The organism is Thiothrix winogradskyi, assembly GCF_021650935.1.
GTDB classification, from domain to species: Bacteria; Pseudomonadota; Gammaproteobacteria; order Thiotrichales; family Thiotrichaceae; genus Thiothrix; species Thiothrix winogradskyi.
In genome coordinates this window covers 3,417,271-3,437,030 of record NZ_CP091244.1, presented here as the reverse complement: position 1 = coordinate 3,437,030, position 19,760 = coordinate 3,417,271, and the positions used below count along the sequence as shown (strand labels likewise).

General features: G+C 51.1%; 17 protein-coding genes. 15 read left to right on the top strand and 2 right to left on the bottom strand.

Translation table 11 applies throughout. The features are described from left to right. Positions 1-26 precede the first annotated feature (26 nt). The 8 genes from L2Y54_RS17065 to L2Y54_RS17030 all read left to right on the top strand — a co-directional run bounded on the left by L2Y54_RS17065 (position 27) and on the right by L2Y54_RS17030 (position 9,217). Positions 27-1,673, top strand: a complete 1,647-nt coding sequence (locus tag L2Y54_RS17065; protein ID WP_236497825.1) for a DUF945 family protein — start codon at positions 27-29, stop codon at positions 1,671-1,673. 6 nt (positions 1,674-1,679) lie between these two features. Continuing rightward, positions 1,680-2,555 carry a thioredoxin gene (gene trxA, locus L2Y54_RS17060; protein ID WP_236497824.1) on the top strand — a complete coding sequence of 292 codons (876 nt, stop codon included), beginning with the start codon at positions 1,680-1,682 and terminating at the stop codon, positions 2,553-2,555. Between the two features lie 106 nt (positions 2,556-2,661). After that, on the top strand, positions 2,662-3,210 hold the full coding sequence (grpE, locus tag L2Y54_RS17055) for a nucleotide exchange factor GrpE (RefSeq protein WP_236497823.1): 549 nt from the start codon (positions 2,662-2,664) through the stop codon (positions 3,208-3,210). Between the two features lie 110 nt (positions 3,211-3,320). Further along, the gene (gene dnaK, locus L2Y54_RS17050; protein WP_236497822.1) at positions 3,321-5,237 is read left to right on the top strand and encodes a molecular chaperone DnaK; all 1,917 of its coding nucleotides are present in this window, start codon (positions 3,321-3,323) and stop codon (positions 5,235-5,237) included. A gap of 81 nt (positions 5,238-5,318) precedes the next feature. Further along, positions 5,319-6,482 carry a molecular chaperone DnaJ gene (gene dnaJ / locus L2Y54_RS17045; RefSeq protein WP_236497821.1) on the top strand — a complete coding sequence of 388 codons (1,164 nt, stop codon included), beginning with the start codon at positions 5,319-5,321 and terminating at the stop codon, positions 6,480-6,482. Continuing rightward, complete coding sequence (gene dapB / locus L2Y54_RS17040; protein WP_236497820.1) at positions 6,482-7,285, top strand: 4-hydroxy-tetrahydrodipicolinate reductase; 804 nt, start codon at positions 6,482-6,484, stop codon at positions 7,283-7,285. Before dnaJ ends, dapB begins: the two co-directional genes overlap by 1 nt. Then, positions 7,285-7,962 carry a cytochrome b/b6 domain-containing protein gene (locus L2Y54_RS17035; protein ID WP_236497819.1) on the top strand — a complete coding sequence of 226 codons (678 nt, stop codon included), beginning with the start codon at positions 7,285-7,287 and terminating at the stop codon, positions 7,960-7,962. The genes dapB and L2Y54_RS17035 overlap by 1 nt, the downstream gene beginning before the upstream one ends. A gap of 124 nt (positions 7,963-8,086) precedes the next feature. Then, positions 8,087-9,217 (top strand): YeeE/YedE family protein, encoded by a 1,131-nt coding sequence (locus L2Y54_RS17030; protein WP_236497818.1) that lies wholly within the window; start codon positions 8,087-8,089, stop codon positions 9,215-9,217. Positions 9,218-9,282: 65 nt separating this feature from the next. Here L2Y54_RS17030 and L2Y54_RS17025 read toward each other — a convergent pair whose 3' ends face one another. Both L2Y54_RS17025 and L2Y54_RS17020 read right to left on the bottom strand, forming a co-directional pair. After that, entirely contained in the window at positions 9,283-9,750 is a 468-nt protein-coding gene (locus L2Y54_RS17025) for a c-type cytochrome (protein ID WP_236497817.1), read from the bottom strand. A gap of 42 nt (positions 9,751-9,792) precedes the next feature. Then, positions 9,793-10,548 carry a GNAT family N-acetyltransferase gene (locus L2Y54_RS17020; protein WP_236497816.1) on the bottom strand — a complete coding sequence of 252 codons (756 nt, stop codon included), beginning with the start codon at positions 10,546-10,548 and terminating at the stop codon, positions 9,793-9,795. Between the two features lie 105 nt (positions 10,549-10,653). Between L2Y54_RS17020 and rpsO the strand changes: the two genes are divergently transcribed. The 7 genes from rpsO to L2Y54_RS16985 all read left to right on the top strand — a co-directional run bounded on the left by rpsO (position 10,654) and on the right by L2Y54_RS16985 (position 19,755). Next, a complete protein-coding gene (gene rpsO, locus L2Y54_RS17015) occupies positions 10,654-10,923 on the top strand; it encodes a 30S ribosomal protein S15 (RefSeq protein ID WP_236497815.1) in 270 nt (89 codons plus the stop codon). Positions 10,924-11,115: 192 nt separating this feature from the next. After that, complete coding sequence (gene pnp / locus L2Y54_RS17010) at positions 11,116-13,209, top strand: polyribonucleotide nucleotidyltransferase (protein ID WP_236497814.1); 2,094 nt, start codon at positions 11,116-11,118, stop codon at positions 13,207-13,209. Positions 13,210-13,458: 249 nt separating this feature from the next. Next, complete coding sequence (odhB, locus tag L2Y54_RS17005; RefSeq protein ID WP_236497813.1) at positions 13,459-14,652, top strand: 2-oxoglutarate dehydrogenase complex dihydrolipoyllysine-residue succinyltransferase; 1,194 nt, start codon at positions 13,459-13,461, stop codon at positions 14,650-14,652. 11 nt (positions 14,653-14,663) lie between these two features. Beyond that, positions 14,664-16,100 (top strand): dihydrolipoyl dehydrogenase, encoded by a 1,437-nt coding sequence (lpdA, locus tag L2Y54_RS17000; RefSeq protein ID WP_236497812.1) that lies wholly within the window; start codon positions 14,664-14,666, stop codon positions 16,098-16,100. A gap of 203 nt (positions 16,101-16,303) precedes the next feature. Next, a complete protein-coding gene (gene sucC / locus L2Y54_RS16995) occupies positions 16,304-17,473 on the top strand; it encodes an ADP-forming succinate--CoA ligase subunit beta (protein ID WP_236497811.1) in 1,170 nt (389 codons plus the stop codon). Further along, positions 17,470-18,345 (top strand): succinate--CoA ligase subunit alpha, encoded by an 876-nt coding sequence (gene sucD, locus L2Y54_RS16990; protein ID WP_236497810.1) that lies wholly within the window; start codon positions 17,470-17,472, stop codon positions 18,343-18,345. Before sucC ends, sucD begins: the two co-directional genes overlap by 4 nt. A gap of 105 nt (positions 18,346-18,450) precedes the next feature. Continuing rightward, positions 18,451-19,755: a citrate synthase gene (locus L2Y54_RS16985; protein ID WP_236497809.1), complete on the top strand. Its 1,305-nt coding sequence runs from the start codon at positions 18,451-18,453 to the stop codon at positions 19,753-19,755. Positions 19,756-19,760: the final 5 nt, after the last annotated feature.

Here is a 19,760-nt window from a genome sequence, read left to right as displayed (position 1 = left end):
CAGAATACATCCTATAGGAATCTATAATGAAAAAATTAGTTACACTGCTGTCCGTTCCAGTCGTTTTGCTGGTTGCTTGGGGCGGTACAAGCTGGTACATCGGTCAGCAGACTGAAACCACGTTGAAACAGTTTATCGAGCAACAAAATCAAGCCTCTGCACAAAGTGGCATTAAACAAGAGCTGGTCAGCTACGAAAAAAGCGCCTTGGGTGCTACTGCGATTACCAAGTTGACGATGGATTTGCCACCGTTGAGTGATTTGGGTGAAATTCAATTCGTTAATGAAATTAGCAATGGTCCGGTATTCCTTGGCGGCGGCAGCCCGGTGCAGTTTGGCACGGCACGAATTCACACTCAATTGGATATGGCAGCGTTGGATGCTGAGCAGCGTGAATGGTTAACCACAGCATTTGCGGGCAAAGCACCGTTGGAAGGTCATACGGTGATTGGTTTTGGCGGTAATACGGTTTACAACTTCACCACGAATCCGTTGCAAGTGGATCAGGATGGCACAACCGCGCAGATGGATAGCATAACCCTGTCCGGTACTTCTGCGCCGGATATGACGGGTAAGATTTCCATGCAAGCGGGCAAAATTGAAATTAAAGATGCCACGGCGCAATTCACCCTGCCTTCCATGCAATTAGAGGGTGACATGACCGGTATGATCGGCGGGCAAGCTTTGGGCACGTTTGATCTCAAAATGCCGGGCGTGAGCATTTTAGCGGAAGAGACAACCGTACCCGTCAGCTTCGACCTAGCGATGCAGAGCGATAGCGGCATTACCGACAATGAACTGGCGGGTAAAGTCGCCATGCAAGCGACCAATATTCAGGGCGCAGACGATACGCTCAGCAAGCTTGATTTCAAACTCGATGTCAGTGGTCTGGATGTGGCGGGCGTGCAAGAACTAGGCAAGTTACAAGCCGAATTGCAAAGCGTCCAGAACCAGATGCTGTGGAGTGCCGAAGCAATGGAAACCCCTGAGGGTCAGCAAAAACAACAGGAATTGATGACGCAATTGACCGATACCACCGGCAAAGTTGTTGAAACCTTGTTTGCTAAAGTGCTGAAAACCGACAAAAGCCGTTTGCATACCACGCTCTTGGCTGAAAGCCCCAAAGGTAAGCTGAATGCCGATGTGGATCTGACCTACACGGGTAAAACAGCCCCCGATATGATGGCGCTTGCCAGTTATGGCCCCAATGAGTGGGCAACCCTGATGAAGGGCAAGATGACATTGGATGCGGATAAAGCTTTGCTGCCACCCGGTTCTGAGATGATGCTGACGCCACTCAGTGAGCAGGGTTTGCTGAAGTTGGAAGGCGAGAAAATTACCAGTGCCATCGAGCTGGCGGGCGAAAATGTTACCCTGAATGGTCAGCAGATGAGTTTTGCTGATTTTGTCAATATGCTGGCACCGCCGGGCATGGATCAGGGCATGATGGAAGAGGGCGGCGACCCGAATATGGGGATTCCCGAAGATTTGATGAAAAAAATCGAAGCAGAAGGCTTGACCCCGGAAATCATCCAGTTACTGGAAGAAAGTGATGATGTTCCGAAAGAAACCATCGAGATTATGAAACAATTGCAGCAAATGCAGGAGCAAATGGGAGCCGGGGAAGCGCCAGCGACTGACCCAGCAGCTAAGGCAGATGATAACAAGGAGTAAAGGATAATGGCGGAAAATGCAACTTCCCCCTACATTTTTGAAGCAACCCCGCAGAATTTCCAGCAAATCATGGAAAGTTCCTACCAAGTTCCCATCTTGGTAGATTTCTGGGCGGATTGGTGTCAACCATGCAAAATGCTGATGCCGATTTTGACCAAGTTGGTGAATGAATACCAAGGTGGCTTTTTGTTGGTGAAGGTCAACAGTGACCAGCAACAACAATTGGCAGCCCAGTTTGGCGTGCGCAGTATACCAACGGTTAAAGTCATCAAGGATGGCAGGATTGTGGATGAATTCACGGGGGTACAGCCAGAAGCCGAAATCCGCAAACTGATTGACCGTCATCGCACCCGCAAGACCGAGCCGTACCGTCAGCAAGCGCTGGAAATGTACAACAACGGTGATTTGCCGGGCGCGACCCAATTGATGGAACAAGTGGTACAGCACGAGCCGGATTTCTACGAAGCCGTGGTGGAACTTGCCGGAATGCTGATTCAGCAAGAACGTGCTGACGAAGCCGAAGTGTTGTTGCAAGGCATTCCGCCGGATGCGATCGACAACCAGATTCTCAGCCAACTGTTGGCGGATGTGAAACGTGCCAAGTTGCAGGCGCAAGTGGTTGGTGTGGATACGTCGGCACTCGAACAGCAATTAGCCGCAAACCCCGACGACCTTGCCACCATGTTGGAATTGGCCAAAATCCGTATTGCGATGGATGAGATTGAAGCTGGTCTGGAGCTGTATTTCACCGTGCATAAAAAAGACAGCAAGTTTCAGGATGGTGCTGGCAAGCAAGGTCTGTTCAATACGTTTGAACTGATCGGCAGCGCGAATCCATTGGTTAAAAAATATCGCAATAAGTTATTTGCGTTGTTGTACTGATATTTCTTGCCGTATTGCTGGCATTTTTCGGGTGTCGCCCTTGAAATTCCCAAACTAAACCCTACTTTCCACGGCGAAATGATTTTTATCGCCGTGGAGTAGCACAATGAATGATCCCAAAGACAATAACCTGCAAGACGCAGCGACAAACGGTATGGAAGACGCTGTGGTTGAAGTGATGGATATTGAGCCATTAGATACCGATGCCTTGCAAACCGAACTCGATAAAGCCAAAGCTGAAGCTGCTGATAACTACGAACAATTGCTGCGGGCGCAAGCAGAACTGGCAAATCAACGCCGCCGTTCGGAAAAACAAATTGAAGATGCGCATAAATACGCTGCCCAAAAGTTCCTAGAATCCATCATTCCGGTGATCGACAGTTTGGAAATGGGGATGCAGGCGCAGGGCGATATTGAGCAAATCCGCGAAGGCATGGCGCTTACCCTCAAGCAGTTTGAAACCGTCATGGAAAAATTCAACATTACTTCCGTTGGCAAACCGGGTGATACCTTCAACCCTGAACATCATCAAGCCATGTCGATGCAGCCTCACCCCGACTTCGACAACAACACCCTGTCACTGGTCATGCAAAAGGGTTACTTGCTGAATGGGCGGGTAGTACGCCCTGCAATGGTTATGGTTTGTAAAAAGTAAGTTTGCAAAAGTAAAAATTCTATCACCTTGGCTCTTGAAAACGGGCAGATAACCCCACATAAACAAGCCAATCGTGAAAACCTTAAGAAAAGAATTCTGGAGATAAGATTATGGGAAAAATTATTGGTATTGACCTTGGCACCACCAACTCTTGCGTAGCGGTTATGGATGGTGACAAACCACGGGTTATCGAAAATGCGGAAGGCGACCGCACCACGCCGTCGATTATCGCGTTCATGGACGACGAAGTGTTGGTCGGGCAAACCGCCAAGCGCCAAGCTGTTACCAACCCTGAAAACACCTTGTACGCCATCAAGCGTTTGATTGGTCGCCGTTTCCAAGAAGATGCGGTGCAAAAAGACATTAAACTCGTACCCTACAAAATCATCAAAGCCGATAATGGCGATGCCTGGGTAGATGTGCGCGGTAAGAAAATGGCACCGCCGGAAATTTCTGCCCGCGTATTGATGAAAATGAAAAAGACTGCGGAAGATTATCTCGGTGAACCCGTGACTGAAGCGGTCATTACCGTTCCGGCTTATTTCAACGATTCACAACGTCAAGCGACTAAAGACGCGGGCAGAATTGCCGGTTTGGAAGTTAAGCGTATTATCAATGAGCCTACTGCTGCGGCATTGGCTTACGGGATGGATAAATCCAAAGGTGACAGCAAAATCGCGGTCTACGACTTGGGTGGTGGTACATTCGACGTATCCATCATCGAAATTGCTGACGTTGATGGCGAAATGCAGTTTGAAGTACTGTCCACCAACGGTGACACCTTCCTCGGTGGTGAAGACTTCGATATGCGCCTGATCGACTATCTGGCAGACGAATTCCGCAAAACCAGCGGCATTGACCTCAAAGGCGATGCACTGGCGATGCAACGTCTGAAAGATGCGGCAGAAAAAGCCAAAATCGAGCTGTCCACCAGCCAGCAGTCTGATGTGAACTTGCCGTACATTACCGCTGATGCGACTGGTCCGAAGCACTTAAATATTAAGGTGAGTCGTGCCAAGCTGGAATCTTTGGTAGACGATTTGATCGAGCGCACGATGGCTCCGTGCAAAATTGCCCTGAAAGACGCCGGTTTGTCAGCCGCACAAATCAATGATGTCATCATGGTTGGCGGTCAAACCCGTATGCCTAAAGTCCAAGAAGCGGTGAAAAACTTCTTCGGCAAAGAGCCACGCAAAGACGTGAACCCTGATGAAGCGGTTGCCGTTGGTGCAGCGATTCAAGGCGGCGTATTGGGCGGCGGCGTTAAGGACATCCTGTTGTTGGACGTTACGCCACTGTCATTGGGTATTGAAACCCTTGGCGGTGTCCTGACCAAGCTGATCCAAAAGAACACCACCATCCCTACCAAGGCATCACAAGTGTTCTCCACAGCAGATGACAACCAAACCGCTGTTACCGTGCATGTATTGCAAGGTGAACGTGAAATGGCGCGTGACAACAAGTCACTGGGCCGTTTCGACCTGCAAGACATTCCGCCAGCACCACGCGGTATGCCACAAATCGAAGTGACTTTTGATATTGACGCTAATGGTATCCTCAACGTTGGCGCGAAAGACAAAGCGACTGGCAAGCAGCAAACCATCGTCATCAAAGCTTCTTCCGGCTTGTCTGACGCAGAAGTTGAGCAAATGGTGAAAGATGCGGAAGCGCACGCGGAAGAAGACCGCAAGCAGCGCGAACTGGTGGATGCGCGTAACCAAGCCGACAGTATGATTCACGGCACGGAAAAGTCACTGAAAGAATACGGTGAAAAAGTACCGGGTGCTGAGCGTGCTAATATCGAATCCCTGATCAGTGAATTGCGTGATGCTGTCAAAGGCGACAACAAAGACGTGATTGAGCGCAAGTCCGAAGCGTTGATGGAGGCTTCTGGCAAGTTGATGCAGCAAATGGCGGGTGGCGCAGAAGGTGGCGCACCGGGTGCAGGCGCTCAACAAGCGGGTGGCAAAGCGGGCGATGACGACATCGTTGATGCTGAATTTGAAGAAGTCGATGGCAAGAAGTAATACACTAGCCATCTTCTAAATACACAGGCGCAGCAGGAATGTCTTGCTGTGCCTGATTTCGTTTAAGTGGGGATCGAATTTATGTCCAAGCGGGATTATTACGAAGTCCTTGGTGTACAAAAGAATGTCAGCGAAGATGACTTGAAAAAGGCATTTCGGCGCTTGGCGATGAAGCATCATCCCGACCGCAATCCTGACAATGCCGAATCAGAAGCCAAATTCAAAGAAGCCAAAGAAGCTTACGAAGTGCTGAACGACCCACAAAAGCGGGCCGCTTATGATCAGTTTGGTCATGCGGGCGTGGATCAGTCCGGTGGTTTTGGCGGCGGTGGGCGCGGCGGTGCTCAGGGTGGTTTCGGCGATGTGTTCGAGGATATTTTCGGCGACATCTTCGGGGGCGGACGCGGCGGCAGAGGCGGTGGTGGTGCCAACCGTGCTTACCGTGGCAGCGACCTGCAATACAACCTTGAATTAACCTTGGAAGAAGCCGTATTCGGCACCACTACCGATATTCGTGTGCCTTCCTTGCAAAATTGTGACACTTGTAATGGCAGTGGAGCGAAACCGGGTACGCATCCGCAAACCTGCCCGACCTGTCATGGCAGTGGTCAGGTACGGATTCAGCAAGGTTTCTTCGCTATCCAGCAGACTTGCCCGCATTGTCACGGCAAAGGCAAAATCATTGCAGACCCTTGCCCTGACTGTCACGGTCAAGGGCGTAAAGAAAAGCAGAAAACCCTGTCAGTACGGATTCCTGCCGGGGTGGATAATGGTGATCGGGTACGTTTGGCAGGCGAGGGCGAAGCCGGTGTCAACGGTGGGCCAGCTGGTGATTTGTACGTACAAGTCTTTGTCAAAACTCACGACTTATTCCAACGCGATGGTGATAATCTGCATTGCGAAGTACCGATTCGCTTTACCACCGCTGCCATTGGTGGCGAATTTGAAGTGCCGACGTTAGACGGTAATCGCGTCAGCCTTAAGGTTCCGGCGGAAACGCAAACCGGCAAACAGTTCCGCTTGCGTAATAAGGGCGTGAAATCGGTGCGCAGTGCGGCTGTCGGTGATTTGATTTGCCGTGTGGTGGTCGAAACCCCGGTGAACTTGACCAAGAGGCAACGTGAGTTGTTGGAAGAATTGGATGCTACCTTTGTGCATGGCGGTAAAAAACACAGCCCGCAAGAACACGGCTGGTTGGATAAAGCCAAGGGTTTCGTCAAAGACTTGTTTGAAGGTGATAAATAATGACGAAGATTGCCATTGTGGGCGCGGGCGGGCGTATGGGCAAGGCGTTGATCGAAGCCTGTGCGCAAACTGAAGGCTTGGAGCTGAGCGTTGCTACCGAACAACCCGCCAGTTCGCTGATTGGTGCGGATGCGGGTGAAGTCGCTGGCATTGGCAAAAATGGCGTGATCATTGCTCCAACACTGGATGATGCGGTGAACGATTTCGATGTATTGATCGACTTTACCCGCCCAGAGCCGTGTTTGCTGCATCTGAACTGGTGTGTTGCCAAAGGCAAAAAAATTGTCATTGGCACGACGGGTTTTGATGACAATGGCAAAGCGGTTATCGCCAAAGCTGCTGAGCAAACAGCAGTGGTGTTTGCCCCCAATATGAGCGTGGGGGTTAATTTGTGCTTGAAACTGCTGGATATGGCAGCGCGGGTGCTGGGCGATACAGTCGATATTGAAATTATGGAAGCACACCATCGCCATAAAGTCGATGCGCCTTCCGGCACGGCATTACGCATGGGCGAAGTGGTGGCGAATGCACTGGGACGTGATTTGAAAGAATGCGCGGTTTACGGACGCGAAGGCGTGACCGGCGAACGTGAACGCCAAACGATCGGATTTGCGACGGTGCGAGCCGGTGATGTGGTGGGTGATCACACGGTGCTGTTTGCTGATGTGGGTGAGCGGGTGGAAATTACCCATAAAGCTTCTAGCCGGATGACGTTTGCAAAAGGTGCGGTACGTGCTGCTGGTTGGCTCAATGACAAGCAGTCTGGCTTGTTTGATATGCAGGATGTGTTAGGGCTGAAGTGATGCAAACGAACCCTGTGAAACTCTGGGATTTGCCGACACGTTTGTTCCATTGGATGCTGGTGATTGGCATTGGTTTCTCGTGGTTTTGTGCAGAAACAGGCGGTAACTGGATGGTGTGGCACGAGCGCAGCGGCATTTTTCTGCTGGCGTTGGTGCTGTTTCGGTTCGTTTGGGGTTTTATCGGCAGTGATACTGCACGGTTTCGGCAATTTCTGAAGTCGCCTGCACAGGCTTGGGTACATTTGCGTGAGTTACGGAGCAGGGCAACGGCGTTTCATGCCGGGCATAATCCGCTGGGGGCGTGGATGGTGATGGCATTGCTGCTGGCAGTATTGACGCAAGCAACGACGGGTTTATTTGCTACCGATGATATTATGACCGAAGGTCCATTGATAGGTTTGGTGTCGGGCGGTACGGCGGAATTACTGACATCTGTTCATCATTTTAACTTTAATATCATCTTGTTATTGGCAGGGTTGCATATCGTTGCCATCTTATTTTACCGTTTTTATAAGCGCACGAACCTGATTAAGGCAATGGTTGTGGGTAAAGCGGACTGGCCAGCGCAACAATCTCTCCCTAAGCCGCTGGCATTTAAGCCTGCTTGGTTGGGTGTATTGGTGTTTGCGCTTGTCTACGCGGGTGTCACGTATGGGATCGCTTTTCTGTCAGGTTGATTGCAAGCATAATGCATTTTTTTGACATAGATCATTAGCAATTCATAATATACTTAACTATCATGCTCTCTATTAATTATGGCATAACTTCAGCGTGACCTCCTCGCGGTGAAGGGAGAGTGAGATGAATTACGAAATCCTAGCAGCGTATTTGAGTACCGAAGAAATTTCCGCCGTTATTGGTGGGGTAGTCGGACTTATCTTTGGTATTTTTGCCCAGCAAAGCCGCTTCTGTTTGCGTGCTGCGTGTGTGGAATTCTGGCGTGGTCAGACAGGTAAAAAGTTTGCGATTTGGTTGCTGGCGTTTGGTGCAGCGATGGTGGCGACTCAGTACTTTATTACAACAGGGGCAATTGATACTGGGCAAATTCGGCAGTTGAATAATGCGGGGTCTATGTCGGGTGCCATTATCGGTGGCTTGCTGTTCGGTGGCGGCATGGTGTTGGCGGGCGGTTGTGCTAGCCGTTTGCTGGTGTTGTCGGCGACCGGTAATATGCGCACGATGGTGGCGGGGCTGGTAGTGACGATTGTGGCACAAGCGTCATTGACTGGCGGCTTATCACCCTTACGCGAAAAAATGTCTTCTTGGTGGTTGGTAGACGGAAGTTCGCGCAGTTTTGCCGGATGGTTGCCGCCTTACGGTGGGATTATGTTGGGAGCGGCATTCTTGGCGGGCGGATTGTGGTTGGCTAAGCGTCATTACGTGAGTAAGTGGTGGAGCATTGCCGCAGTGGTCACAGGCTTATCCGTAGCTTTGGGGTGGTTGTTGACGAGTTGGCAAGCCAGCAGCTCTTTCGACATTGTGCAGGTGCAGAGTGTTAGTTTCACTGGTCCTTCTGCGGATACCTTGATGGGTTTGATTAATCAGCCTTATTTGTCGCTCAGTTTCAATGTTGGTCTGGTACCGGGTGTATTTCTGGGTTCCTTGCTGGCTGCATTGGTGACACATGAGTTTAAATGGCAGCAGTTTACGCAAGACAGTGGCTTTACGCGCTTCTTTATCGGTGCGGCATTCATGGGGTTTGGTGGGATGCTGGCGGGTGGTTGTGCCGTGGGTGCAGGTGTCACTGGCGGGGTTATCTTGGTCATTACCGCATGGGTTGCATTGTTTAGCATGTGGATTGGCGCGGGTGTCATGGATTGGATCGTGGATCGCAAAGCCGATGAACTCAAAGCAGCAGCGGAAGCCACACGGCAATCTGCTAAAAACTTGCCTGAATATGCTAAAGCCCCCGGCATGGTTCGCATAAACTGATAAATGCATGGTATTAGCACCCTTCACCCCTTGCGGGGGAAGGGTTAGTGGTGGGGAAATTCCCCTTAATCTTTCTTATATTCCTTGTGGCAAGCCTTGCAAGACTCACCAACCTTGCCAAATTGTGGCTTGATTGCCGCCATATCACCGCCTTTCGCAATTTCAGCCAGTGATGCTGCTTCTACTTGGAAGGTTTCCATTTTCTTTTTGAAATCATCCATGTTTGCCCAGATATTGTCTTTCGCTTCGGTTTCGCCCATGTCGCTGCCGGGGATGAAGCCATTCATGGGGAATTTGCTTAATGCGGCTACCGCTTCAGCATTTTTTGCAAACTCTTCGGCATTGAACTCTTTTTCGCCTTTAACCATTGCACCCATTGGGCCGAAATGGTGCTTGATCATGGTGAAACCGGCTTTGCGGTAGTCAATCGCGGCTTCTTCCGGTGATTTTTGCTCATCAGCAGTGACGGTGGAAATAGCGGCAACGCTCATGGCGGCGACGGCGATAGCTAAGGTTTTGGTAAACATATTCATCTGTTAGCTCCTGAATGTTAGTGAGGGTATACATCGTTATGCCTAAGACCGTAATTTTCGCAGGGTATTGCGTAGCTTTTCAATAAAAGCGTAAAAAGGTGAGTAGTAATTGTAAATCGGCGTGAGTTGCCCATTGAAAGTGCGTTTGAAACGGTTAATGCCCTGCATCACCGGGTCGGTGGTATTCAGGGTATAGCCACCCCAATCGTAAGTGTGGAATCCAGCCGCTTTGAAATGCCGCATTCCTTGCCAGTGCAGGCAACGGTTGGCAAACCCCATTGAACGCCGCATATCAGGGTCGTGGTTGTAGGCTTGGGAGCTGGCTGAAATCAGCAGATTGGTGGCACGCTGTTGCGGGGATAGCAGGTAAAAATGGCAAATAACCGGACGACCTTCATGCTCAACACTGAAAATACGGTAATTGTCACTGCCGATAGCGCTGGCATCTTGGTCAGTAAATAAAGATAAGCCGCGTGCTGTGGCAAAGGCATTGTAAAGAGGAATAAAGTCGGTCAGTGCAGTATCGAGATTAAGGCTAAAACACTGTTCCTGTTCGCAACGCCGAATTTGATTGCGGGCATCTTTGGAAAAATTCTGGAAAATAACCGTCTCATCCACCGTTAAATCAGTGAGCAGTGTATGCCGGTATTCAGTGAAAAATAGCGCTGGTTTGTCTGCCGCATAACAATCCATATACGCGGTGGGCAGCAAGACATCACGCCATGTGGGTTGGGTCGTGTGTGCAAAATAGTATTTTTGTATGGGAATACCATAATGGTAATGTTGGACGTGCATCATACTAGCCGATAATTATTTTAATGTTAGGCAGAACTATACTACATTTGCCTTCATGTGTATAATCTGCGCCTTTTTACCAACCATTAATCTGGAGCCTAGGCGAATATGTCTCTGAGTGCAGAAGTTAAGGCGAGTGTTGTTGCACAATACCGCCAATCAGACACAGATACCGGGTCCCCGGAAGTGCAAGTTGCGTTGTTAACAGCGCGGATTCAGCATCTGACGGACCATTTTGCAACCCATAAGCATGACCATCATTCCCGTCGCGGATTGTTGTCAATGGTCAGCCAGCGCCGTAAGCTGCTGGACTATCTGAAGCGTAAGGATCTGAACCGCTATCAAGCGTTGATTTCCAGCTTGGGTCTGCGCCGCTAAGTCGGGGCAACCACTCCAAAACACCGCCTTTGTGCGGTGTTTTGTTATGTAAGGATTGATCGTTTACTATCGTTCGTCACGCAGGAAGGTTGTTGATAAAGGTTTGTATCACGTTGACTTCCGAATCTTTTTCAACAGCCTGCCCGTGACCCCTCTCGCTTAATAAAATTTCTTAAAGGAACATCCAACGTCATGGCAAAAATTACCAAGACTTTCCAATACGGCAATAACACCGTCACTATCGAAACGGGCGAAATCGCCAAACAAGCCACCGCAGCCGTCATGATCACGATGGACGACACCAGCGTGTTGGTTACAGTGGTTGGCAGCAAAGAAACCGTTCCGGGGCGCGACTTTTTCCCGATGACGGTTGATTATCAGGAAAAGTTCTACGCAGCCGGTCGCATTCCCGGTGGTTTCTTCAAGCGTGAAGCGCGTGCTACCGAAGAAGAAACGCTGGTTGCACGTTTGATCGACCGCCCATTGCGCCCACTGTTCCCGGAAGGTTTCACGCACGAAGTGCAATTGATTGCTACCGTGGTTTCCATGAACCCATCCGTCAGTGCGGACATTCCAGCATTGCTGGGTGCTTCAGCGGTAATGGCACTTTCCGGTATGCCATTCCAAGGTCCTATCGGTGCAGCTCGCGTGGGCTACCGTGACGGCGGCTATTTACTGAACCCTTCCAAAGAAGACTTGCTCACGTCGGATTTGGATCTGGTGATTGCGGGTACTGACTGTGCAGTGCTGATGGTTGAATCTGAAGCAAAAGAACTCAGTGAAGAAGTTATGTTGGGCGCGGTGATGTTCGGTCACGAACAAATGCAAGTTGCTATTACTGCCATCAAAGAATTGGCAGCAGAAGTTGCAACCCCTGCATGGGATTGGTCTGCACCGGTAGCCAACACAGCGTTGGCAGACGCGGTAGAAGTGGCTTGCTCGGCTGATTTGGTTGAAGCCTTCCAGATTGCTGACAAGCAAGCGCGTTATGGCCGCATCCATGAAGTGCAAAATGCCTTGGTTGAAAAGCTGGCAGCGAAAGAAGGCGAAACAGGCTTCAGCGCTGACGAAATCAAAGGCGAATTCAAAAACGCTGAGAAAAAAGTCGTGCGTGGCAGTATCCTCGATGGCAAGCCACGTATCGACGGTCGTGCACTGGATGCGGTGCGTAAAATTACCGTGCGCGTCGGTGTATTGCCACGTACTCACGGCTCTGCACTGTTCACCCGTGGCGAAACACAGGCATTGGTTGTCACCACACTGGGTACTGAGCGCGATGCACAGGTAATTGATGCGATTACCGGCGAATACAAAGATAACTTCCTGTTTAACTACAACTTCCCGCCGTACAGCGTCGGTGAAACTGGGCGTTTCGGCTCTCCTAAGCGTCGTGAAATCGGTCACGGACGTTTGGCAAAGCGCGGCGTGAAAGCGATGGTGCCAAGCACTGACGATTTCCCTTACACCATCCGTTGCGTATCTGAAATCACGGAATCCAACGGCTCTAGCTCAATGGCGAGCGTGTGCGGCAGTTCCTTGGCGATGATGGACGCGGGCGTACCGTTAAAAGCGCCGGTTGCGGGTATCGCAATGGGTTTGATCAAGGAAGGCGAGCGTTTCGCGGTATTGTCTGACATCCTCGGTGACGAAGATCACCTCGGCGATATGGACTTTAAAGTAGCGGGTTCTTCTGACGGCATCACTGCGCTGCAAATGGACATCAAGATCACCGGTATTACCAAAGAAATTATGCAACAAGCGTTGGTACAAGCCAAAGCGGGTCGTTTGTACATCTTGGGTGAAATGGCAAAAGGTCTGGAAGCACCGCGTGATGAAGTGTCCGAATACGCGCCACGTTATGTCACCATGAAAATCAACCCGGACAAAATCCGCGAAGTTATCGGTAAAGGTGGTGAAACCATCCGTGGCATTACGGCTGCGACCGGTGCAAGCGTTGACATCAATGACGAAGGTTTCATCAAAATTGCCGCGATTGATGCGAAAGCAGCTTACGAAGCCCGTAATATGATCGAAGCGATTACGGCTGAAGTCGAACTGAACAAGGTTTATACGGGCAAAGTCGTGCGTCTGATGGACTTCGGTGCATTTGTTACTATTTTGCCGGGTAAGGACGGTTTGCTGCATATTTCACAAATCAGTGATGAGCGTGTTGAGCGTGTTACCGATTTCGTCAAAGAGGGCGATGTGGTTAAAGTTAAAGTCATCGAGATCGACCGCCAGGGTCGGATGCGCTTGAGCATGAAAGCCGTGGGCGAAGGCGAGTAAATTCCCCCCCTTAAGTGACACTCAGCAAAAGACCCTGCGGGGTCTTTTGTTTTTGGTGTCGACAATATACGGTGTATACTATCCTCTGCTTACTCTGTTGAGTGCAAATATATACAATATGTCGACAATATAAGCCTAAGCTGATTGACTTTTGGCATAAAAAACCCTATAATGTCGACAATTTACAAGATCAGCAAAAAAGCATCATAGAGATGCCAATCAATACCCTACCAAAGAGGATGTGTGCAGATGAGCAGTGAGATTCTGACCCCGGTACTGCCGGAATCCGTCGCCGATGCTACCGTGGTTACATGGAGTAAAAAAGTCGGTGATAGTGTCAAACAAGACGAAGTACTGGTTGAAATCGAAACCGACAAGGTAGTGCTGGAAGTACCTGCTCCTGCTGATGGTGTTCTCACCGAAATTGTTGAACAAGCCGGTGCTACCGTCACCAGCAGCCAATTGCTGGGTCGTATGACCGTTGGTGCTGTCGCCGCTGCCCCGAAAGCCGAAGCAGCACCCGCTGCTCCTGCGCCAGCAGCCAGTGCTGAACCACAAACCGCTCCCGCTGCCCGCAAACTGATGGCAGAAAACAACCTTTCTGCTGCTGATGTTGACGGTTCCGGCAAGCAAGGTCGCATCCTTAAAGAAGACGTGCAAGCCGCCGTTGCCGCGAAGCCTGCTGCTCCTGCGCCAGTCGCCGCAGCACCTGCGCCAACAGTGACGGTCACTGCTTCCGGTTCCCGCATGGAACAGCGCGTGCCGATGACCCGCCTCCGCGCCCGCATCGCCGAACGCCTGATGTACGCCAAGCAATCCACCGCGATGCTCACTACCTTCAACGAAATCGACATGAAGCCGTTGATGGATATGCGCAACGAATACAAAGACGCATTCGAGAAAAAACACAAAGCGAAACTGGGCTTTATGTCCCTGTTCGTGAAAGCAGCCGCTGTCGCGCTGCAACGTTTCCCTGAAATCAATGCCTCGATTGATGGCAATGATGTTGTTTACCACGGCTTCTGCGATATTGGGATTGCCGTGTCATCTGATCGCGGACTGGTCGTTCCGATCCTACGCAATACCGAAAACATGGGTCTGGCTGACATCGAATCCGGCATTGCTGGTTACGCTGCCAAAGCCCGCGAAGGTAAGCTGGATATGAACGATCTGTCTGGTGGTACGTTCACTATAACCAACGGGGGCGTTTTTGGGTCGTTGCTATCAACCCCAATTCTCAACCCTCCTCAAAGCGCGATCCTGGGGATGCACTCGATCCAGAAGCGCCCTGTCGTTGTCAATGATCAGATTGTTATTCGCCCGATGATGTATGTGGCTCTGTCTTATGACCACCGCATTGTCGACGGTCAAGGTGCTGTTACCTTCCTCAAGACCATCAAGGAATTGGTTGAAAATCCGGTTCGCTTGGTGTTGGATGTGTGAGGTAACACGCCATGACTGATAAATATGATGTCATCGTCGTCGGGGCAGGCCCCGGCGGTTATGTCGCTGCTATCCGTTGCGCCCAACTCGGTTTGAAAACCGCGTGTGTGGAAGAGTGGATTAACAAGCAGCAAAAGCCAGCGTTGGGTGGTACTTGCCTGAATGTCGGTTGCATCCCGTCCAAGGCGTTGTTGGAAAGCTCCGAACGTTACGAAGAAATCGCCAAACACAATGCCGATCACGGTATCACGGTTGACGGTTTGCAGATCGACGTGAGCAAGATGATTGCCCGCAAGGACAAAATCGTTAGCCAACTGACCGGCGGTATTGAGCAGTTGTTCAAAGCCAATGGCATCACGTGGTTGCAAGGCCGTGGCAAGTTGCTGGCTGGCAAGCAAGTCGAAGTCACAGCGCATGATGGCACGGTTTCAACGGCTGCGGCTGACAATGTAATTATCGCGGTAGGTTCTACCCCGATTGAACTGCCGATTGCTAAATGGCTGGATACGCGCATTGTCGATTCTGCTGGTGCGCTGGATTGGGAAACCACTCCCGGCAAACTCGGTGTCATCGGTGCAGGCGTGATCGGTTTGGAAATGGGCAGCGTATGGCGCAGGCTCGGCTCCGAAGTGGTCGTTCTCGAAGCGATGGACGATTTCCTCGGTGCGGCTGACCGTGACGTGGCTAAATCCGCGCAGATGCAATTCAAAAAGCAAGGGCTGGACATCCGCCTTAGCTCCAAAGTTGCCAAGGTCGAAGCAGGCGATAACGGCGTAACCGTGACTTACAACGATCCGAACGGTGAGCAAACTTTGCTGGTCGATCGCTTGATCGTCGCCGTCGGGCGCAAGTCCAATACGGCTGGCGCATTCGCGGACGATTCCGGGGTGCAACTGGATGATCGTGGACGTGTTGTCGTCGATGCGCATCTACAAACTGCCGTGCCGGGTGTTTACGCGATTGGCGACTGTATCGTCGGGCCAATGCTGGCACATAAAGCCTCGGAAGAGGGTGTGCTGGTTGCCGAACAGATTGCCGGTCAAAAGCCGCATATCAATTACGATGCGATTCCGTGGGTTATTTACACCCATCCAGAAATTGCGTGGGCAGGTAAAACCGAAGCTGAATTGAAAGCCGCTGGCGTTGCGTATAATGTCGGCAGTTTCCCGTTTGCTGCTAACGGTCGCGCCAAAGCGATGGATCAAGCCGATGGTTTGGTGAAAGTGCTGGCAGATGCCAAAACTGACCGCATTCTGGGCGTGCATTTTGTGGGACCATTGGCTTCCGAACTGGTTGGTCAGGCAGTGATTGCGATGGAAACCGAATGTTCGGCAGAAGATTTGGCTCGCATGACGTTTGCACACCCAACCGTTTCCGAAGCAATACACGAAGCCATGCTGGCAGTGGATGGGCGGGCATTACATGCCGTTGGCAAAAAGCGTAAGTAATATGGTGTACCCCTCACCCCAACCCCTCTCCCTCAAGGGGAGAGGGGCTAAGACAAATACTCTCTTGCTCCCCCTCGCCCCTTGAGGGAGAGGGGGCTGGGGGGTGAGGGGTAACACGCCACGGTCTGCTGCACGGCAGATACGTGGCGTTTGTACGATTATAACCCGCGTTTTAGCGGTGAACTACCAAAGGAAATCTGAGGATGAATTTACACGAATATCAGGCCAAAGCGGTTTTTAGCCAATACGGTATGCCTGTGCCTACTGGCAAAATCGCTTCAACTGCGGCGGAAGCCGAAGCAGCAGCGGCTTCTTTAAGCACGGCGACAGTAGTGGTCAAGGCGCAAGTCCACGCAGGTGGACGCGGCAAAGCCGGTGGTGTGAAACTGGTTAAGACTCCGGCTGATGCAGCCACCTTCGCTGCCAGCTTGTTGGGTACAAACTTGGTCACATACCAGACCGACAAACACGGTCAACCCGTCAATACCATTCTGGTGGAAGAAACCTGCAATATCGCCCGCGAACTGTACCTCGGCGCAGTCCTCGACCGTTCCAGTCGCCGCATTGTGATCATGGCTTCCACCGAAGGCGGCATGGAAATCGAGAAGGTTGCGCACGAAACCCCGGAAAAAATCCTCAAAGTACAGGTTGATCCACTGGTCGGTGTAATGCCTTACCAAGGGCGTGAATTGGCGTTTGGTTTAGGTTTGGAAGGCGCACAAATTGGGCAATTCACCAAACTGCTGGTCGGCTTGGGCAAAATGTTCAAGGAAAAAGACCTGTCTCTGGTCGAAATCAACCCGCTGGTAGTCACGGCTGAAGGCAACTTATTGTGTCTTGATGGCAAAGTGAATGTAGACAGCAACGCGCTCTACCGCCAGCCTGGACTGGTAGCGATGCGTGACAAATCCCAAGAAGATGCCCGCGAACTGGAAGCGGACGAGTGGGAACTGAACTACGTCGCACTCGAAGGCAATATCGGTTGCATGGTCAACGGCGCAGGCTTGGCAATGGCGACGATGGACATTATCAAACTGTCCGGTGGTCAACCGGCTAACTTCCTCGACGTAGGCGGTGGTGCAACGGCTGAACGGGTAGCGGCAGCTTTCAAGATCATTCTGTCCGACTCTGCGGTCAAAGGCATTCTGATTAATATCTTCGGTGGCATTGTGCGTTGCGATTTGATTGCCGAAGGGATTATCAAAGCGGTACAAGAAGTTAACGTTTCTGTCCCTGTTGTAGTGCGTTTGGAAGGCAATAATGCCGAAAAAGGTGCTGAATTGCTGACTAATAGCGGCTTGGCTGTGATTGCTGCAAGCGATCTTGGCGATGCTGCCCGTAAAATCGTTGCTGCCGTAGGAGAAGCCGCATGAGCGTATTAATCAATAAAGACACTAAAGTCATCTGCCAAGGTTTCACCGGCAAGCAAGGAACTTTCCACTCTGAGCAAGCGATTGCTTACGGCACCAATATGGTCGGCGGGATTACGCCGGGTAAAGGCGGCACAACGCATTTAGGTTTGCCGGTGTTCAACACCGTGCGCGAAGCGGTGGAAGCGACCGGCGCGGATGCCAGCGTGATCTACGTTCCGGCAGCATTCTGCAAAGATTCGATTATTGAAGCGGCTTACGCAGGTATCAAGCTGATCGTGTGCATTACCGAAGGCATTCCGGCACTGGATATGCTGGACGCGAAAGTGGTGGTGGATAGCCTTGGCGTGCGTCTGATTGGCCCCAACTGCCCCGGCATTATCACTCCGGGCGAATGCAAAATCGGCATTATGCCGGGTCACATTCACAAGCCGGGCAGTGTCGGTATCGTGTCACGTTCCGGCACGCTGACTTACGAAGCGGTCAAGCAAACCAACGAATGGGGTCAAAGCACCTGTATCGGTATTGGTGGCGACCCGATTCCGGGCACAAGCTTCATTGATGCACTGACCTTGTTCCAAGCTGACCCACAAACCGAAGTCATTTTGATGTGCGGCGAAATCGGCGGTTCAGCGGAAGAAGAAGCAGCGGAATTCATTAAAGCCAATGTAACCAAGCCAGTGGTTTCCTATATTGCAGGCGTTACCGCACCTAAGGGTAAGCGCATGGGTCACGCTGGTGCGATTATTGCAGGCGGGAAAGGCACAGCGCAGGAAAAGTATGCTGCACTGCAACAAGCGGGCGTGTATACTGTGCAATCTCCAGCGGAGCTGGGTAAGGGTGTTGCTGCTGCCTTCGCTGCCCTCAAGGGATAATTTTTTAGTCTCCCTCGCCTCCTACGAGGATAATCTCTTAGCCCCTCTTTCCTTGCGGGAGAGGGGCTGGGGTGAGGGGTAAATCAATTTTTTTGGAGTGCCCTCATGACCAAACAGACCGTTACGCTGACGGATAATGCTACTGGCAAACAAATTGAGCTGGATGTTTTGCATCCTTCAGTAGGGCCAAAGTGCATCGACATCCGCAAGTTGCACAAGGAGCTGGGTTATTTCACCTATGACCCCGGTTTCATGTCAACTGCCAGTTGCTCCAGCAAGATTACTTATTTGGATGGGGATGAGGGTACTCTGCTCTATCGCGGCTACCCGATAGAGCAATTAGCAGAACACAGTACTTTTCTGGAAGTGTGCTACTTGCTGTTGAATGGTAATTTGCCAAACGCAACGGAAATGGCAGATTTTGAGCACATCATCACTCGTCACACGTTGCTGCACGATCAGGTACAGGGTTTCTTCCGTGGTTTCCGCCGTGATGCGCACCCGATGGCAACGATGGTGGGTGTGGTTGGGGCATTGTCCGCGTTCTACCATGATGATTTGAATATTCACGATCCAGAGCAACGTAAGCGTTCTGCGCACCGTTTGATTGCGAAAATGCCGACGATTGCGGCGTGGAGCTACCGTTATTCGATGGGGCTGCCGTTTAATTACCCTTGTAATCGTCTGAAGTATTCCGAAGATTTCCTGCATTTGCTGTTTGCGGTGCCGACTGAGCCTTATACTGTTGATCCGTTGATGGCGAAAGCACTCGATGTGATTATGATCTTGCACGCGGATCATGAGCAGAATGCGTCTACGTCTACGGTACGTCTGGCTGGCTCTTCGGAAGCTAACCCGTTTGCGGCAGTATCAGCGGGGATTGCATCATTATGGGGGCCTGCACACGGTGGCGCTAACGAAGCCGTGATCAACATGTTGCGTGAAATCGAGAAGTCTGGTCAGCCGTTGTCGCATTGGATTGCACGGGCAAAAGACAAGAACGACCGTTTCCGTTTGATGGGTTTTGGGCATCGGGTGTATAAGAACTATGACCCCCGTGCCAAGATTATCCGTGGATTGGCGAACCAGATTTTGGATCGTTTGCCACCGGGCAATCCCAACCAGAAGCTGTTCGATATTGCGCGTGAACTGGAACAGGTTGCATTGAATGATGAGTACTTCCAGGCACGTAATCTCTACCCGAATGTGGATTTCTATTCCGGGGTGATTTTCCTGAGCATGGGAATTCCGGTCAGTATGTTTACGGTCATGTTCGCGCTGGCACGTACCATTGGCTGGATTTCACAGTGGAATGAAATGATGGGTGACGAAGAATCACGCATCGGTCGTCCACGCCAGTTGTACATGGGTGCGGAACGTCGCGATTACGTACCAGTGGATAAGCGTTAAGTTTT

Bases quoted from the DNA above. Each gene is read 5' to 3' on its own strand.
- dnaK (WP_236497822.1), top strand. From the start codon at position 3,321: ATGGGAAAAATTATTGGTATTGACCTTGGCACCACCAACTCTTGCGTA.
- grpE (WP_236497823.1), top strand. From the start codon at position 2,662: ATGAATGATCCCAAAGACAATAACCTGCAAGACGCAGCGACAAACGGT.
- sucC (WP_236497811.1), top strand. From the start codon at position 16,304: ATGAATTTACACGAATATCAGGCCAAAGCGGTTTTTAGCCAATACGGT.
- L2Y54_RS17035 (WP_236497819.1), top strand. From the start codon at position 7,285: ATGCAAACGAACCCTGTGAAACTCTGGGATTTGCCGACACGTTTGTTC.
- dnaJ (WP_236497821.1), top strand. From the start codon at position 5,319: ATGTCCAAGCGGGATTATTACGAAGTCCTTGGTGTACAAAAGAATGTC.
- rpsO (WP_236497815.1), top strand. From the start codon at position 10,654: ATGTCTCTGAGTGCAGAAGTTAAGGCGAGTGTTGTTGCACAATACCGC.
- sucD (WP_236497810.1), top strand. From the start codon at position 17,470: ATGAGCGTATTAATCAATAAAGACACTAAAGTCATCTGCCAAGGTTTC.
- L2Y54_RS17025 (WP_236497817.1), bottom strand. From the start codon at position 9,750: ATGAATATGTTTACCAAAACCTTAGCTATCGCCGTCGCCGCCATGAGC.
- L2Y54_RS17020 (WP_236497816.1), bottom strand. From the start codon at position 10,548: ATGATGCACGTCCAACATTACCATTATGGTATTCCCATACAAAAATAC.
- L2Y54_RS16985 (WP_236497809.1), top strand. From the start codon at position 18,451: ATGACCAAACAGACCGTTACGCTGACGGATAATGCTACTGGCAAACAA.
- L2Y54_RS17065 (WP_236497825.1), top strand. From the start codon at position 27: ATGAAAAAATTAGTTACACTGCTGTCCGTTCCAGTCGTTTTGCTGGTT.
- lpdA (WP_236497812.1), top strand. From the start codon at position 14,664: ATGACTGATAAATATGATGTCATCGTCGTCGGGGCAGGCCCCGGCGGT.
- pnp (WP_236497814.1), top strand. From the start codon at position 11,116: ATGGCAAAAATTACCAAGACTTTCCAATACGGCAATAACACCGTCACT.
- dapB (WP_236497820.1), top strand. From the start codon at position 6,482: ATGACGAAGATTGCCATTGTGGGCGCGGGCGGGCGTATGGGCAAGGCG.
- L2Y54_RS17030 (WP_236497818.1), top strand. From the start codon at position 8,087: ATGAATTACGAAATCCTAGCAGCGTATTTGAGTACCGAAGAAATTTCC.
- odhB (WP_236497813.1), top strand. From the start codon at position 13,459: ATGAGCAGTGAGATTCTGACCCCGGTACTGCCGGAATCCGTCGCCGAT.
- trxA (WP_236497824.1), top strand. From the start codon at position 1,680: ATGGCGGAAAATGCAACTTCCCCCTACATTTTTGAAGCAACCCCGCAG.